Raw genomic sequence first — 16,868 nt, forward strand, 5'->3', positions numbered from 1 at the left:
GGGGCTTTTTTAGTTAAAAAACGCTCCGCTTTTGCAGAGCGTTTTCGGGTAAATAAATATAAAACTACTTAATTAGGATTTTCTTAGTGATGTCACCTTTGTCGGTGATGACTTTTACAATGTATCCGCCGGTGGTAACACCACTTACCGGTAAATGCATTTCTGATTGGTTTTGGCCGTCTAACTTCCATGAAATTACTTGTTGTCCAAGTAAATTGTAAAGCGCAACTGATTTAACGGTAACTTCTTGCAACTCGTTGTTGATGTTTACCATGTTGTCCGATTGCGAATGAGTTACCGCAACACCTTGTTGCAACTCATTTTGGTTAGTTCCCAAAGCTGACGGATTAAGGAATCTCAATGAGAATCGGTTTTCATAGGTTCCGGCATGCAGGTTGATTTCGAAGTTTTGAGACTTGATATCATGGTAAGTTTGCGTTTCGTTATCATAGATAAAGATGTCTTGGCTTTCGTCAAAGTTTTCTTTGTCGTTAAGGACAAATTTCACCATTCCTTCGGTGGCATTTTTAACCCCAAGCGGATAGATGTTATTGGCATTAAACGCACCATCACCTTGAATGTTTAATTTGTTTTCGCCTTGGATAAAGTACATGTCGTTGGTTAAATTTTCAATACTCAAAGCATCGTATCCGTTATCATAATCGGCGGTAGCGTATTCATTCATAAAGCCTAGTAATATTTCTCTGTGATAGTTGTCGGCAGAGTGGTATCCTAATCTTAATTTCATGAATTGTTCTTCGCTAAAAGTATCTTCAGTATTGTCAAAATCCGGATTGCTGTTTACCGTTGGGTTAGCATTGCTTCTGAACAAGGTATAAGAATTGGCGTTGTCTTCTTTGATAAAGATTCTTTGGTTATTGTTGAAAGTTATGTTTCCGCCTGTTGCTGTTCCGGTTACAAAGAAACCTTGCCCAACCGGAATAAATCTTTTGGCTACTTTGCTGCTTGAGCCCATTCCACTTACACCAGCCGGTGCTACAGGAGCAGTTCCGCCAACTTTGGTATAGGTAGCATATCCGCCTTGGTACTGCATCGTAACGTGAGAATTGTTAGTGCTGTAATGTTCCCAGAAATAAAGAGTACCTATTATACTGGTCGCGTTGTCATCGATAAATAGATTGGCATCAATTGCAGAAGCGAAAGGATTTCCGCAAAGGTTTAAGCTGTTGGCAGAAACCGGTGAAGTAATCATACCATTATTTGGTTTACCCACAAAAGTATAGTTCTGGTTAGTGGTAGCAGCGTTTGAGCCTTTCATAGTATACCCTTGACCTGCTAAAAGTGTTCCGTTTGGACCAACAGCAGACCAGTTAGCATAGTCGTTAGTGTAATTTTGGAATTTAAAAATCCAATAACTGGCTAAAGTAATTGGGCTTGTAGCCGCGCCATCTAAACCACCTGACCATTGGATACTTTGTAAATTGTTTACATCGGTTCCGTCTTTCATTACATTGGCAACGGTATAACCTTGATTAATGGTTGTGTTGTTGATGGAACTAACCGGAGAAGACCAATAGTTATAGTTGTAAGTGTTGGATTGTCCTTGTTGGTCTCTTTCGATAGAGCCAGTACTAGTCACATCTAAATCACTGTTGATTGTTTGGATTAATTGTGATTTACCCACTAAGTCAATTTTGCCATCCAGTTTTAAAAAATGTGATATTTCAACTTTTGTATCATTAGTAGCGCTTAATGTATTAGCGGTAACTAATAAACCAAGTACTGTTTTGTTTCCTGCTGATCCTACATCATGACCGGTTTTAACAATATTCCAGTTGATTGGAGTTGTGCCGTCAACAATTGAAATACTGTTTGGTAATTGTTGAATAGTTCCATTAGACCAAGTGGCAGTGCTTGTCCAAGCGCCATTGGCTACACTTTGATATGGTTGTGGTGATGACTGTTCGGTAATTGTTGTTTTATTTGGTGAAAATACATTTCCTCTGTTGTTATTTTGAGAGTCATCATTGATGTGTGTACCAATGAAAGAGTTCATTGAATAATAGGCCTGAAGGCTATTCCAATTTAAGGTGCTGATATCGTTTTTAGTAATGTTTGTCGGTAAGACAGCACCTTTTGTAGTCGTGCCATTTTGAAATATTTCTTGGTTCATTATGAATTTTAACTGTGTTAACGATAAGGCTCTGTTCCACAGTCTGAATTCGTCAATATCTCCTTTAAAGAAATTTCTAGTATCTGATTTTGATCTGTACTCAGCACCTATTGAGAAAGTATTTGTATTTGAAACCGGTGCTGCAGAAGCAACTGTAGAATCTAATACACCATCGATGTAAAGTCTAACAGAACCGCTAGAATAAATGATTGCGATATTGTGCCATTCTGAGTTTGGTAAAGCAGTAGCAGAAGTCAATGTTGTTCCGCCGGCCCAAGTAACATTAATTTTGTTATCCGCAGACAAATAAACTCTGAATCCTGTACTGCCGTTGTATTTTGATACAATCGTTCTGTCGCTGGCCAAAGTATTGTTACCCGTTGGTCTAATCCAAGTCATTATTGAAAAAGCACTGTTTAAATTATTGGCGTTACCCACTTTCATAGTATCATCAATTCCGTCAAAGGTTGCATGTCTTGAATATACGCTTTCATGAGCTACACCAAAGGTGAAGAATTTCGTTCCGTCAAAGTCATAATCAGTTTCTTGGTTAGTTCCGTTGGCGGTTAAGAAAACTGTTTCCAAGCCTGTTGTAAAAGCAGCATCGGTAGCCACAATCATTACATAAGCATCATTTCCGGACAAAGCAGGCAAACTCGCGAAAGCCGATGTTGGGATAGCAACTTTTGTGGTAGACACATCACCGCCAACTTCAACAATTTTCCATTTTTTATTAGGAAGATCTGTTAGCGTTGTTACATTTGAGGTTCCGCCAAAAGTTATGGTCAAATCGGTTCCGGAATCATTCATATTTCCACCGTTATCACCCCAGATTAGGTACTTTTTATCGGTGTCAAAAGTATTAGTGTTTGCTGTATTTGTAGTTGCAATTGATCCTAATCCGATAGTTAAGTTTGCATTGTCATTAACGCTTTTAGATTGTTTTTGGTTTAATTTCGATATATCGTCTCTTCCAATTCCGGCAATGTCATAGTTAAAACCGGAATTAGCTGCCGCATCCCAGAGGATGGTGCCGTCAGAACCTATATAGTTTTGAGAAGTTCCATTTACGCCTAAAGTTATACCGTATTTAATCCCTAAATAAGTTTCGATTTTAGTTCTTTCAGTGCCGTCATTTTTTCTTGAGTTATAGGTAATCACTTCGGCAATTCTTCCGTCTAAACTGCCATCCCAAGCTTCACTTCTTCCAATCCAATATTGGCTGTCATTAATATTTCTGTGTTTGGCAGCATTAACTTCAGTAGTTGCTATATTATTGGCATTGTAAAACAACTGCATTCCGGTGTTCCCCGAATTATTTCTGATGTTTATAATTCCGGGTTTGTTGTATTGCGAGCTTGTGCTAACTTCAGCAGTTCCGTATGATGTAGTAGTTCCTGAAGTATAGGAAAGTACCTCGTTGGTAAATCTTGTGTCAACGTTCCCGTAAGAAATACCGGTTTTGGTATTCTGAGCACATGGAGCGCTTTTTCCGGAAAATACATCCATACTGTTTAAAGCAGATGTAACGGTAACATCAGGAATAACCACTACGAAAGTGTCTTGAGAATAGTATCCGTTTGTTCCTTTTAAATATTGTCTTGAACTGTTCAAATCGGTATAAACCTGAGAAGGCGTGTTGTAAGGATTGGTAAAATCTACAACTGCATTAAAGTTAATGTTGTAAGCTGCATTATTACGATATATCGGAGCTCCAACAGCAGCTGGTTTAATGGCATTTGCACCTCTTGCTTGTGTGAACCAAGTTGTTACAGGAGTATTATCTGCCACAGTAGTAGTTCCGTTTAATAAATCAGAACGCAACCATAATTGTAGATTTGATGTTACTCCTCCCGGAGCCGTTGTAATTGTGGAAGGCAGAGCATTTACAGGCCATTTTATAATTACTTTCCCATCTGCACCGGGACCACCGGTACCTTGATTTACACCATTGTTTCCGTTTCTGCGTCCACCGCCACCGCCACCACCTGGGGCAATACCCGGAGATCCGTTTCCATTTTGTGAAGTATATCCATTTCCTCCGTGTCCTCCGTTACAGGTTGCAATAGCACCTAAGTTGGTAGTTGCATCAACACCCATGTTTTCTCCTGCTTCAGCACCGGCACCACCGCCTCCGCCATATGATCCGGTTACTCCGTTTGCACCATTTCCTCCTCTTGAAGTAACGTCTCCTATACAAGCAGAAGCACTACCACCGGCGGCACCGGCTACAGCATTGTCAAGTGCTGTTGTTCCGCCTTTGGCTAGAAATGTAGTTGTATCTATGAACCATGAATCACCACCATTTGAAGAATTAGTTGCACCTAATCCAACGTTAACAGTATAAGTGTTTCCGGGAATTACAGCAACAGATTTTGCAGAATAGGCACCGCCGCCGCCGCCGCCGCCAACTTTACCAACATTTAATCCGTCACCACCTTTTCCGCCGCCGCCCCAAGCTTCAACGGTTACTTGGTAAACACCTGCAGGAACAGTAAAAGTACCTGATGAAGTAAACGTTTGTGACGTTATAGCTAAAACTTTAGTGGAAATAGTTGTCGTACAAGGAGAGGTTCCTGTAGCGGTTAATGTTAATGTTATTCCACCTTGCGTCAAACTAGTTGTAATATCTGCAGCACTAGGAGTGTAGGTACAATTTGTTAAAGAAGTCGGATTTGTAAATGTTCCTGTTCCGCTTGATGTCCAAACTATTGAGGTATAGTTTGAAGCGCTTGAATTAGCAGTAATATTTACCGTTCCACAAGTTGAACAAGTAGCAATGTCAGATCCTGCATCGACAAAAGGCGCTATTGTGAAAGTTAAGGTTTTATTTGATGATACAGCTGGACAACCGGTATTTGACGCTGTTAGGGTCAGAACTACATTTCCAACGGTTAAATCATCGGCACTTGGAGTATAAGTACAGGTTGTTAAAGAATTCGGGTCAGTAAAAGTACCGGTTCCATTAGAGGTCCATGTTACTTGAGTATAATTTGTTGCGCTTGAACCCGTCGTAACAGGAATTGCAGTATTTGATGAACAAGTAGTAAAAGACGGACCGGCAACGGCAGTCATTGTGTTACTTATGTTTATTATTTTTGTATCTGAAATTGAGGCACACGGTGCATTTCCGTTTACGGTAAGTGTCAATATGGCGCTACCAGCTGTAATATCTGCGGCACTAGGTGTGTATGTGCAATTTGTCAAAGAATTTTCATTGGTAAAAGTCCCGGTTCCACTTGATGTCCAAGTAACAGAGGTATAGTTAGTTGCGTTAGAACCCGTGGTTATGTTAACGGCACCTTCAGTAGCACAAGTATTTATTTCAGTTCCTGCAATTGCCGTTGGAAGTGAATTAATAGTTAGGGTTTTTGTAGCAGTGGTATCAGCACAGCCAATATTTGAAGCCGTTAGTGTAAAGATTACACTTCCTGCGGTTATATCATCAGCACTTGGGGTATAAGTACAAGTAGTCAATGAATCTGCATTGGTAAATGTCCCTGTGCCATTCGAGGTCCAAGTTACACTTGTCTGATTAGTAGCGCTTGAATCGGCGGTAATGTTGATTGAACCTCCGGTATAGCAAGTTGAAAAATTTGAACCCGCTTCTGCAATTGGTCCAAGACTAATAATCATATTTTTGGTTGAAGTAACAGCAGCACATGGAGTATTCCCGTTAGCTGTAAGCGTTAGGATTACACTTCCTGCATTTATGTCGTCTGTACTTGGAGTATAAGTAGCCAAAGTTAGCGAATCTGCATCGGTAAAAGTTCCTGTTCCACTCGACGTCCAGGCAATAGAAGTATAGTTAGTTGCGCTAGAACCCGCTGTTATGTTTGTAGCGCCATTGCTGGAACAAGTATTTATTTCAGTTCCGGCAGCTACAGTTGGAAGTAAGCTAAATGTTATCGTTTTGGTTGCTGTAGCATCTGTGCAACCTGCATTTGAAGCAGTGAGTGTGAAAATTACATTTCCTGCTGCTAAATCGGCCTCACTTGGAGTATAAGTGCAACTTGTTAAAGAGTTTTCATCGGTAAAAACACCACTACCATTTGAGGACCAGAGAACATTTGTTTGGTTAGTGGCACTTGAATCTGCTGTGATATTGATTGCTCCTGAGGAATAACAAGTTGTAAAATCCGAACCTGCTACAGCAGTTGGCGTAAGGTCAATAATCATATTTTTAGTTGAGGTAACATCACTACATGGTGCATTCCCGGAAACTGTAAGGGTCAAGGTTACACTACCGGCAGTAATATCTTCCGTACTTGGAGTATAAGTAGCTAAGGTAAGTGAATCGGCATCAGTAAAAGTACCGGTTCCGCTTGAAGACCATGTTGCGAATGTATAGTTAGTTGCGCTAGAACCGGCTGTTATGTTTACAGCCCCGTTACTGGAACAGGTATTTATAGTAGTTCCTGCAACAGCCGTTGGCTGGGAGCTTATTGTTATTGTTTTGGTATCAATGGCATCCGCACAACCGGCATTTGAAGCAGTAAGGGTGAATTGTACAGTTCCGGCCATTATATCATCAGCGCTTGGAGTATAAGAGCAAGAGGTTAACGAATCGGCATTAGTAAAGCTACCACTTCCGTTTGATGTCCAATTAATATTTGTATGATTAACGGCAATAGCATCTGTAGCGATGCTAATTGGTCCTGAAGCATAGCAAACAGATGCGTCTGCACCGGCTTCCACGGTAATAAGACTGCTTATTGTTAATGTTTTTGTCGAAATCGCATTCGAGCAAGGTGTATTGCCATAGGCAGTTAAAGTTAATATCACACTTCCAGCTGTAATATCATCCGAACTTGGCGTATAGGTTGCGAGTGTAAGTGAATCAGCGTCAGTTAAAGTTCCGGTTCCATCTGTTGTCCAAGCAATCGAAGTATAATTGGAAGCTGTTGCATTTGAAGTGATGTTGATTGAACCTACAGTTGAACACATAGTTATTGCTGTTCCGGCTACCGCTGTGACATCGGGAACAAAAGTCAATATTTTAGTTGAAGTTTCATCAGTACAGCCCAAATTTGATGCCGTTAAAGTAAGTGTAACACTTCCTGCTGCTAGGTCATCAGCACTTGGAGTATAGGTACAGTTTGTTAATGAATTGGGATTGGTAAAAGAACCAGTTCCATTTGAAGTCCAGGTCACACTATTATGGTTTGTAGCATTTGATTCTGCTGTAATGTTTATGTCAGTTGCCGATGAACAAACACTGAAATCAGATCCGGCAACAGCTGACATAGTGGTACTAAAGTTTAGTGTTTTAGTAGAAGTTGCATTTCCGCAAGGTGTATTACCGTTAGCCGTTAAGGTTAAAGTTACACTTCCTGCAGTTATATCATCAGTACTTGGAGTATAAGAAGCTAAAGTCAGAGAATCAACATCCGTAAAAGTACCAGTTCCATTAGAGCTCCAAACGATGGTTGAATAGTTTGTTGCAAATGAATCAGTTGTAATATTAATAGAACCTGTAGTATAACAAACATTTATATCTGATCCTGCTGTTGCAGTGGCATTTGCTACGAACGTTAGTATTTTAGTCGAAGTCACATCACTGCATCCCAAATTTGAAGCAGTAAGTGTCAAAGTAATATTTCCAGCAGTTATATCATCAGCACTAGGAGAGTAAGTAGCCAGAGTTAGGGAATCAGCATCCGTAAAAGTACCGGTTCCATTTGATGTCCAAAGCACCGAAGTTTGATTGGTTACACTTGCACCTGCTGTAATATTAACGGCTCCTGCAGTAGAGCAAATACTAAAATCATCACCTGCAATAGCTGTCATTGGATTATTAATAGAAAGTGTTTTAGATGAAGTTGCATTTCCACATGGAGTATTACCAATAACGGTCAATGTTAATATTACATTTCCGGCCATGATATCTGTAAAACTTGGAGTATATGTACAAGTTGTTAATGAATCAGCATTTTCAAATGTACCTGTTCCGCTTGAGGTCCAAACAACTGCACTATAGTTTGTTGCGCTTGAACCCGCAGTTATATTTACAGAATCTCCTGTAGAACATGTATTTACTGCAGTTCCGGCAATAGCTTGTGGTGCACTAACTAAAGTAAGTGTTTTGGTTGAAGTTGCATCAGGACAGCCCGGATTTATAGCGGTTAATGTAAGGATTACACTTCCGTTAGCAATATCATCAGCGCTGGGATTATAAGTACAGTTTGTTAATGAACTTGCATCGGTAAAAGTACCGGTTCCGCTAGTTGTCCACGTTACAGAAGTATAGTTAGTAGCACTTGAGCCCGCAGTTATTGCAATTTCTGTATCTGATGAACAGGCAGTTATTGTTGTACCTGCGTCGGCGATAGGTGCGCTATTTACAATAACATTAGTAGTGTTAAAAGCACTAATACCATTGCTGCAATATGAGGAGCTTAGATTTGTAACGGTTACCGTTGTTGAACCCAGATTTAAAATTGAGGTTGTAAAGGTTCCTGTTCCCGGATTTCCGGCTGTAAAATTCATAGTAGCTGTGTTACCTGTTGCAGTAGTTGCGCCACTAAGGTTATAAGTTACGGTATAAGTTCCTGATGCTAAAGATGAGGAATTAAGTGTAACTGTAGCAGGGGAGGCACCACACAAAGGACTGTTTGAAGTCGGTGTAGCAGTAAGGGCATAAATAGGGGAAGTGTATTTAATAAGGACATATCCGAAAGCGCCATTTCCTCCTGCGGAGTTTTTGGTACCGCCACCGCCGCCACCGCCATAATTAATGAGCGAAGATGATCCGCTTCCGCTTGGAGCAGTATTACCATTTCCTCCTGCTCCGGCATCACCGCCACCAGCAGTTCCACCGTCTGGTACTGAACCAACACCTCCATTACTTAAAGGACCTGCTGCACCACCGCCACCGCCACTTCCGATTCCGTTGAGTCCGGCACCACCAGCACCGCCATTAAAAGTTGAACCTGTTCCGCCAGTTCCGCCTGCACCACCATTGGCATATCCAAATCCGCCAATTCCTCCATAGGCTGTAATAGTTGTTGCGCCAAAAGTTGCTATTGTATTTCCACCATTAGTTCCGTTAGGGGACGCGCTTGATGTTGCACCTATTCCTTTGGCACCTACAGTTATTGTGTAGGTTGTTCCGGCTGTTACGGCTACAGCTATGTTCTTTGAGTAGCCACCGCCACCGCCACCGCCACCGCCATCTTTATTAGATGTGCCACCGTAACCACCACCGCCACCGGCGCCATAAGCTTCAACTTGTATAGAGGTTACTCCGGCCGGAGCAGTAAACGTTCCCGAATTTGTATAAAAAATTTGAGATTGCGAATAACCCAGACTGATTACAAATAATGCAATCAGAGTTATAACTATTCTTCCTAATTTAATTTGTGCTTTTTCCATGACTTATTTATTTAAGTATGTGATATGTTTTGTTTTGACAATTCAAATTTAGATGAAAGGTTAAAATATATCGACAAAAGGCATAAAAAATCGATGAAATACACTATTTTATATGAATAACGTATAAAAAACTTACAAAACTTAAATATGAGTTATATGCTTTTGTGTTTTTTTTATAGTTTAATATTTACAAAAAAGTGTTTTTGATACACAATATTTTTCCTAAGTGGAAAAAAATTAGACGGAGAGTAATGTGTAAAAAAAAACTCCCTAACATCAGGGAGTTTTTTGGTATGTTGGATTTGCTTATTTAATGATGAATTTTTTACTAGTGCTGCCTTTATCCGTGTTAACTTTAACAATATACGCGCCACTGTTTAAGTTATTTACAGGAAGTTGGATGTTGTTTTGATTTTGGCTCTCCAATGTCCATGAGTTAACTTTTTGCCCCATTAAATTGAATAGTACTACAGAATCAATATTAGCTTCTTGTAACTCATTTTTGATGTTTATCATTTCATCAGATTGTGAGTGAACTACAGAAATTCCGTTTTGCAATTCATTTTGATTGGTTCCAAGCGCATTAGCGTTATTAAATCTAAGCGAGAATCTGGTATCGTTTGTACCTGCCGGTAAATCAATTTCAAAACTTTCTGACTTGATGTTGTGGTATTCATCTGTTACGCTGTCATAGATAAAGATATCTTGATTTTCGTCCATGAATTCTTTGTTATCCACACTGAATTTTACAATCCCTGCGACGGCATTTTTCACACCAAGAGGATAGATGTTGTTTATATTGAAGTACCCGTCACCTTGGATGTTTAATCTGGCGCCTTCATTGATAAAATACATATCATTTGTTAATGATTCAATGCTTAATCCATCATAACCATTATCAATGCCGGAGGTTGCATGCTGATTCATGAATCCTAGTAGTATTTGTCTGTGGTAATTATTAGCGGAATCAAACCCTAAGCTTAGTTTAGTAAACTGTTCTTCTTCTTCCAAATCGCTGTCATCTTCAGAATTTTCTGTGATTGTATTGTTTGTTCTGAATAATGTATATGATGATGATTGATCTTCTTTTATAAATACTCTTTGAGTATTTTTGTATGTAATAATTCCGCCTGTTGTTGAACCTGTTACAAAGAATCCTTGTCCTACAGGGATATATCTTTTAGGTTTTTTTGCACTAGTTCCTAAACCGCTTACTCCTGATGGAGCTACCGGTGCTGTTCCGCCTGTTTTGGTATAAGTTGCATACCCACCTTGGTATTGTATTGTATTGTGAGAGGAGTTTGTGTCAAAATGCTCCCAGAAATATAAAGTACCCGTTATGCTTGAAGCATTGTCATCAATAAATTTGTTGGCATCGATAGCTGAAGGATAAGGATTTCCACATAGATTTAAATTACCGGAAGAAACTGTTGAAGTAATCGTTCCGTTGTTCGGTTTTCCAACAAAAGTATAGTTTTGTTTAGCGGCTAAAGTTCCTGAACCTTTCAAAGTATACCCTTGACCGGCTAATAATGTTCCGTTTTGGCCTACAGCTCCCCAGTTAGCAAAACCATCATTCAATTCTTGGAAATTGAAAATCCAATAGCTTGCCAATGTGATTGGGCTAGTAGGTGCGCCATCAATTCCGGCTGACCAAACTATATTCTGTGGAGTTGACGTCGTTCCGTCTTTCATTACATCAGCTACTGTGAATCCGTGATTGATTGTAGTGTTGTTTATGGAACTTACCGGTGATGACCAATAGTTGTAATTGTAAATATTTGACTGACCCTGTTGGTCTCTTTCAATAAAACCCGAACTGGTTACATCTAAATCACTGTTGATTGGCTGAACTAATTGAGATTTTCCGGCTAAGTCTATTTTGCCATCTAATTTCAAATAGTGCGAAACCTCAATTTTGGTATTGTTATTGGCCGTTAAAGTATTGTTGGTTACCAATAAACCTAACACTACTTTGTTAGTAACCGAAAACACATTGTGGTTGGTTCTAACAATATTCCAGTTAATTGGGGTGGTATTGTTTATTATTGAAACACTATTTGGGGGACTTTGTATAGTACCATTAGCCCAAGTATTTATATTTGACCATTGTCCTTCGATAGTAGAATCATAAGGCATTGGAGCAGTTTGATTAGCAATAGTAACTTTGTTTTGATTGAATAAATTACCTCTGTTTCTTTTGCCTGAGTCGTCATTAACATGTGTTCCAATGAAAGAATTCATGGAATAATAGGCTACAAGATTTGCCCACTTCAATGTTCTGATATCATTTTTTGTTACGGTTTCAGGAATGATACTTCCTTTAATACCAGCGCCACTTTGAAGTAGCTCCTGATTCATCATAAATCTAATTTGAGCAAGGCTAATACCTCTATTCCATAATCTGAACTCATCTATATCTCCTGCAAAGTAGTTTCTGATATCTGATTTATTTCTGTACTCAGCTCCAATTGAAAAATTATTGGTATTGGTAGTTGGAGCAACGGAGGCAACGGTTGAATCTAAAACACCATCAATGTATAATTTTGTTAAATTACTTGAGAACACTATGGCAATGTTATGCCAAATTGAATTGGGTAAAGCAGTTGATGAAGTTAATGTTGTACCTCCTGTCCATGAAACGTTAATTCTGTTATCTGTTGATAAATACACTCTATATCCTGTTGCGCCATTATACTTTGAAGCGATTGTTCTGTCTGTAGACAAGGCATTTTGACCTGCTGGTCTTACCCAAAACATCATAGTGAAACTGCTTGTTAAGTTATTAACGGCTTCAAATTTTATTAACTCATCAACCCCATCAAACGAGGCATGTCTTGAAAAACTAGTTTGTTGAGCAACACCAAACGTAAAATACTTCGTTCCGTCAAAGTCAAAATCAGCCACTTGATTTAAGCCGCTAATGGTTAAAAATACTGTTTCTACATCCGTTGTAAAACCGGCATCGCTTGCAACTACCATTACATAATTATCATTACCGGCCAAAGTTGGCATTCCCAACATTCCTGAGGAAGGAATTGAAACTCTTATTTTACCAACATCGCCGCCAGATTCCACAATTTTCCATCTTCTGTTTGGTAAATCAACAGAGGTTGAAACCCCTGAAGTTCCTCCAAAGTTCAGTGTTAAATTGCTGTTCGAATCATTCATGTCGCTGTTGTTATCACCCCAAACGAGATAATTTCTATCAGCACTGAAAGTATTAGGATTCGAAGCATTCGAAACAGCTATACTGCCTAAACCAATTGTTACAAATGGAGTAGGACTCACACCGGTGTTTTGTTTTTTGTTTAAACTCAAATTATCATCTCTACCGATTAAATCGATATTGTTGTTGTAACCACTGTTTGCAGTTGCATTCCAAATGACATTTCCATTTGAATCATAGTAGTCTTGACCAAACGAGATTGACGTTATTAATAACGCAATAAGAAAGAAATAATTTCTCTGTAGGTTAAGTAAAGTATTTTTCATAACTCTTGGGGTTTAGTTAATGATTAATTTGGTGAAGCCAATGCTCCATCGTTTTATTTGACACTTCAAAACTATAAAAGAATTTATAACAATCGATAAAAAGCTTAAAAAAATCGATGAAATGCATAATTTACAAATTATTACATGTAAAATACTTACAAATATATTTTGAACTTCTTTCAATCGCTATTTGGTTTTAGCTTGATTTTTAGAAAGTTTGAAAAAAATAAATAAAGAGGATGAGTATTATAGGTATAAAAAAAGGCTTAGAAATTTCTAAGCCTTTTTTTGTAGCGAGAGAGAGATTTGAACTCTCGACCTCAGGGTTATGAATCCTGCGCTCTAACCGACTGAGCTACCTCGCCATGAAGAAGCATTCCCTGAATGCGGGTGCAAATATAAAATTAAAATTATTGGCTGCAAACATATAACGGTTATTTTTTTTATTTTTAAAAAACGTTTTTTTTTTGATTTTATATTCTATATATTTCCAAAAAATTTGTTCTAATCATGGATAATAAAATTCGTTATGAGCTTGAGTTTCCTTTGAATTCATCACCTCAATTGTTATATCAATACATTTCAACTCCTTCAGGATTACAAGAGTGGTTCGCAGACAATGTGAATTCCAGAGGAGAATTTTTTACTTTTATTTGGGATGATATTGAAGAAAATGCCCGATTGGCTTCTAAAAAAACCGGAGAAAAGGTAAAGTTTAAATGGGTAGATGATAATAAAAAAGATACCGAATATTACTTTGAGTTGAGAATTTTAGAAGACGAAATCACTAAAGATGTCTCTTTAATGGTAGTTGATTACGCTATTGAAGATGAATTAGAAGAGTCAAAACTTTTATGGGAAAATCAAATTTCCGATTTAAAACATGTAATTGGTTCTATATAAATCCTATTTTTTAAAGTTATATTTGTCCCGTTTTTTAAACGGGATTTTTTATGATAAATTTTAACGGTGAGATTCTGGATTCTGATTTGCAATTAACGGTATCCAATCGTTCTTTTCTCTATGGCGATGGTGTGTTTGAAACTTTGAAAATAGTGGATAACCGCATTTTGTTTTTTGAAGACCACTATTTCAGATTGTTGGCTTCCATGCGGATTATAAGAATGCAAATTCCAATGTCATTTACTTTTGAATATCTAGAAAGTCAAGTTTTAGCCTTGGTAAACCAACAAAATATCCAAAATTCCGCTCGGGTACGGTTGACCGTTTTCAGAAACGATGGTGGTTTTTATTCACCAACCGATAATTCGGTTTCCTTTGTAATTCAGGCTAATGAATTGACCCAAAAAGTATATTCTATTGCTGATAAATCTTTTGAAGTTGACCTGTACAAAGATTTTGTAGTCACCAAGCAATTGCTTTCTACACTCAAAACCAACAATAAAATTATCCAAATTACCGCCAGTATTTTTGCCCAAGAAAACCAATTGGATTCTTGTTTGCTTATCAATGAAGAGAAAAATGTCATTGAAGCTACCAATGGCAATCTGTTTATGTTAATGAACAATCAATTGTTTACGCCGCCTATTTCTGAAGGTTGCTTAAACGGAATCATGAGGAAACAAATCCTGAAACTGGCCGAAGCGCTTGGTAATGTAGAAGTTATAGAAAAAGAAATTTCCCCTTTTGATTTGCAAAAAGCAGATGAATTGTTTGTAACCAATGTGATTGTAGGTATCCAACCGATAACCAAATACCGCAAAAAAGAATTTAAGACAACATTGTCTGAGGAATTGTTAGCAAAGCTAAATCAGTCGATTGAAGTTTAATTTAGAATAGGATTTTCGGGAGCGTTGGACCAAATTAAGTATTCACCACCCAATTCAATGATTTTTTCTTTCCAAAAGTGAGCCGAAGCTTTGCCTAGAATTTTGTTTTCATAAATATTTTTCGTCAATATCCATGAGTTGGATTGCATTTCATTCTCCAATTGTTCGGAATCCCAGCCGGTATATCCCAAAAAGAAACGAATGTTTTTCTTTTTGAGTAACCCTTTGTTGATCAAGTCTTTGGTCAATTCAAAATCACCGCCCCAAAAAATACCATTAGAAATCTCAATACTATTGGGGATTAAGTGAGGGACATTGTGAATAAAATACAGATTGTCTTGTTCGACCGGACCGCCATTGTAGATTTTAAATTTGGCATCAATTTCCGGCAGTAAATCTTTGATGGTGTATTTTAAAGGTTTATTCAGAATAAATCCAACCGAACCTTCTTCATTGTGGTCGGCCAGTAAAATTACAGATCTGTTAAAAGACAAATCACCAATAATGGATGGTTCCGCTATTAATAATTGCCCTTTTTGTAATTTTTCCGAAATCATCTGCAACTAATTTTCATTAAAGTTGGGAATTTTTTTTCAGATATCCAAATGATTTTCGTAAAAACAAAAAAACCATCCCGATTAATCAGGATGGTTTTTGTATATCAGAAGAACTAATTAATTAGTTTACTGCTCCGTCTAATTCAGCACCAGCTTTGAATTTAACTACATTTTTAGCAGCGATTTTGATAGTTTTTCCTGTTTGAGGATTTCTTCCGTCTCTAGCAGCTCTTTTAGATACTGACCAAGAACCGAAACCTACTAAAGATACTCTTCCGCCTTTTTTCAAAGTACCACCTACATTTCCTAAAAATGATTCTAAAGCTAATTTTGCAGCAGCTTTTGTGATTCCAGCGTCAGCTGCAATTGCATCGATTAATTCTGATTTGTTCATAATGTTAGTTATTAATTGTTGGTTAAACATTTTGTTAATGATAACAAATTTAATAGGAATTCCTTACCACACAAGAGATTTGGCGTTTTTTTCAAGCATTTGTTGATAACTTCAAGCTTTTGTTGATAAACCCTCGTCTTTCATCGGTTTTTTAACTAAAAAAACGCTTGAGACCTTATTCTGCTTGCGCTCTTTCGGAAAAGGCAACCCCATTGAGTAGCTCATGAGCCTGCATTTTTTTCTTCCCGGGCAATTGCAAGCTCAAAATTTGAATATACCCATCTTTCACTGCAACTTTAATTTCTTTTTTGGTTGTGATAATTTGACCAATATTAAAATGATGTTGTTCCAAAATCACTTTGGCTTCATAAAGTTTCACATTCCATTCTTCACCATTGTTTTTGAAAAAACACCAAGCCGATGGGTAAGGAGACAAGCCGCGAATTAAATTGTGAATTTCAACGGCCGATTTATTCCAATCCACTTTGCAGTTATCCCGATTGAGTTTGTAAGCAGTTTTGATTTCTGAATGGTCTACTTGAATAGTGGTAGTAACATTTCCTTTTTCTATCAATGCTAAAGTTTCTACAACTGCGCTGCTTCCTACTTCCATTAATCGATCATGGAGTTCACCTGCATTTTCCTCAGCGCCGATTCCGATTTCTTTGCTTAAAATCATCGCGCCGGTATCAATCTTATCATCAATGAAGAACGTTGTCACACCGGTTTTGGTTTCTCCATTAATAATCGCCCAGTTAATTGGAGCCGCGCCACGATAGTCCGGCAACAACGAAGCGTGAAGATTAAAGGTTCCCAATTTTGGCATACGCCAAACGACCTCCGGCAACATTCTGAAAGCCACAACGACTTGCAAATTGGCGTTTAAGTTTTGTAATTCCTTCAAAAAAGTTTCATCTTTTAAATTGGACGGTTGCAATAGTTTTAGGTTGTGTTCCAAAGCATATTCTTTTACTGCAGAATATTTAAGCTTTTGACCACGACCCGCAGGTTTATCGACTGCTGTAATGACGCCAACCACTTCGTAATTGTTTTTGATAATGGTATCCAAAATGCCAACGGCAAACTCGGGTGTTCCCATAAAAACGATGCGTAACTTTTCCATG

7 protein-coding genes and 1 tRNA gene are annotated in these 16,868 nt (G+C 38.2%); 2 read left to right on the forward strand and 6 right to left on the reverse strand.

Translation table 11 applies throughout. The annotated features are described in order from the left end of the window. Positions 1 to 64: 64 nt before the first annotated feature. The 3 genes from HA632_RS06210 to HA632_RS06220 all read right to left on the reverse strand — a co-directional run bounded on the left by HA632_RS06210 (position 65) and on the right by HA632_RS06220 (position 13,368). The gene (locus HA632_RS06210) at positions 65 to 9,508 is read right to left on the reverse strand and encodes a LamG-like jellyroll fold domain-containing protein (RefSeq protein WP_176306341.1); all 9,444 of its coding nucleotides are present in this window, start codon (positions 9,506 to 9,508) and stop codon (positions 65 to 67) included. A 306-nt stretch (positions 9,509 to 9,814) separates the two neighbouring features. After that, complete coding sequence (locus HA632_RS06215) at positions 9,815 to 13,003, reverse strand: LamG-like jellyroll fold domain-containing protein (RefSeq protein ID WP_176306342.1); 3,189 nt, start codon at positions 13,001 to 13,003, stop codon at positions 9,815 to 9,817. 291 nt (positions 13,004 to 13,294) lie between these two features. After that, positions 13,295 to 13,368, reverse strand: a tRNA-Met gene (locus HA632_RS06220). A gap of 145 nt (positions 13,369 to 13,513) precedes the next feature. On the opposite strand from HA632_RS06220, the gene HA632_RS06225 reads away from it, so the two are divergent. Together HA632_RS06225 and HA632_RS06230 are read left to right on the forward strand one after the other, a co-directional pair. Beyond that, positions 13,514 to 13,906: an START-like domain-containing protein gene (locus HA632_RS06225; RefSeq protein WP_176306343.1), complete on the forward strand. Its 393-nt coding sequence runs from the start codon at positions 13,514 to 13,516 to the stop codon at positions 13,904 to 13,906. A gap of 50 nt (positions 13,907 to 13,956) precedes the next feature. Then, positions 13,957 to 14,793: an aminotransferase class IV gene (locus tag HA632_RS06230; protein ID WP_176306344.1), complete on the forward strand. Its 837-nt coding sequence runs from the start codon at positions 13,957 to 13,959 to the stop codon at positions 14,791 to 14,793. Here HA632_RS06230 and HA632_RS06235 read toward each other — a convergent pair. From HA632_RS06235 to fmt, 3 genes are all read right to left on the reverse strand, one after another. After that, a complete protein-coding gene (locus HA632_RS06235; RefSeq protein ID WP_176306345.1) occupies positions 14,790 to 15,350 on the reverse strand; it encodes a YqgE/AlgH family protein in 561 nt (186 codons plus the stop codon). The genes HA632_RS06230 and HA632_RS06235 overlap by 4 nt on opposite strands. Positions 15,351 to 15,471: 121 nt before the next feature. After that, positions 15,472 to 15,774: an HU family DNA-binding protein gene (locus HA632_RS06240; RefSeq protein WP_158592531.1), complete on the reverse strand. Its 303-nt coding sequence runs from the start codon at positions 15,772 to 15,774 to the stop codon at positions 15,472 to 15,474. A gap of 145 nt (positions 15,775 to 15,919) precedes the next feature. Next, on the reverse strand, positions 15,920 to 16,867 hold the full coding sequence (gene fmt, locus HA632_RS06245; protein ID WP_176306346.1) for a methionyl-tRNA formyltransferase: 948 nt from the start codon (positions 16,865 to 16,867) through the stop codon (positions 15,920 to 15,922). Between the last annotated feature and the right edge of the window lies 1 nt (position 16,868).

The organism is Flavobacterium sp. J49, assembly GCF_011742145.1.
Classification (GTDB): domain Bacteria; phylum Bacteroidota; class Bacteroidia; order Flavobacteriales; family Flavobacteriaceae; genus Flavobacterium.

Bases quoted from the DNA above. Each gene is read 5' to 3' on its own strand.
- HA632_RS06210 (WP_176306341.1), bottom strand. From the start codon at position 9,508: ATGGAAAAAGCACAAATTAAATTAGGAAGAATAGTTATAACTCTGATT.
- HA632_RS06215 (WP_176306342.1), bottom strand. From the start codon at position 13,003: ATGAAAAATACTTTACTTAACCTACAGAGAAATTATTTCTTTCTTATT.
- HA632_RS06225 (WP_176306343.1), top strand. From the start codon at position 13,514: ATGGATAATAAAATTCGTTATGAGCTTGAGTTTCCTTTGAATTCATCA.
- HA632_RS06230 (WP_176306344.1), top strand. From the start codon at position 13,957: ATGATAAATTTTAACGGTGAGATTCTGGATTCTGATTTGCAATTAACG.
- HA632_RS06235 (WP_176306345.1), bottom strand. From the start codon at position 15,350: ATGATTTCGGAAAAATTACAAAAAGGGCAATTATTAATAGCGGAACCA.
- HA632_RS06240 (WP_158592531.1), bottom strand. From the start codon at position 15,774: ATGTTTAACCAACAATTAATAACTAACATTATGAACAAATCAGAATTA.
- fmt (WP_176306346.1), bottom strand. From the start codon at position 16,867: ATGGAAAAGTTACGCATCGTTTTTATGGGAACACCCGAGTTTGCCGTT.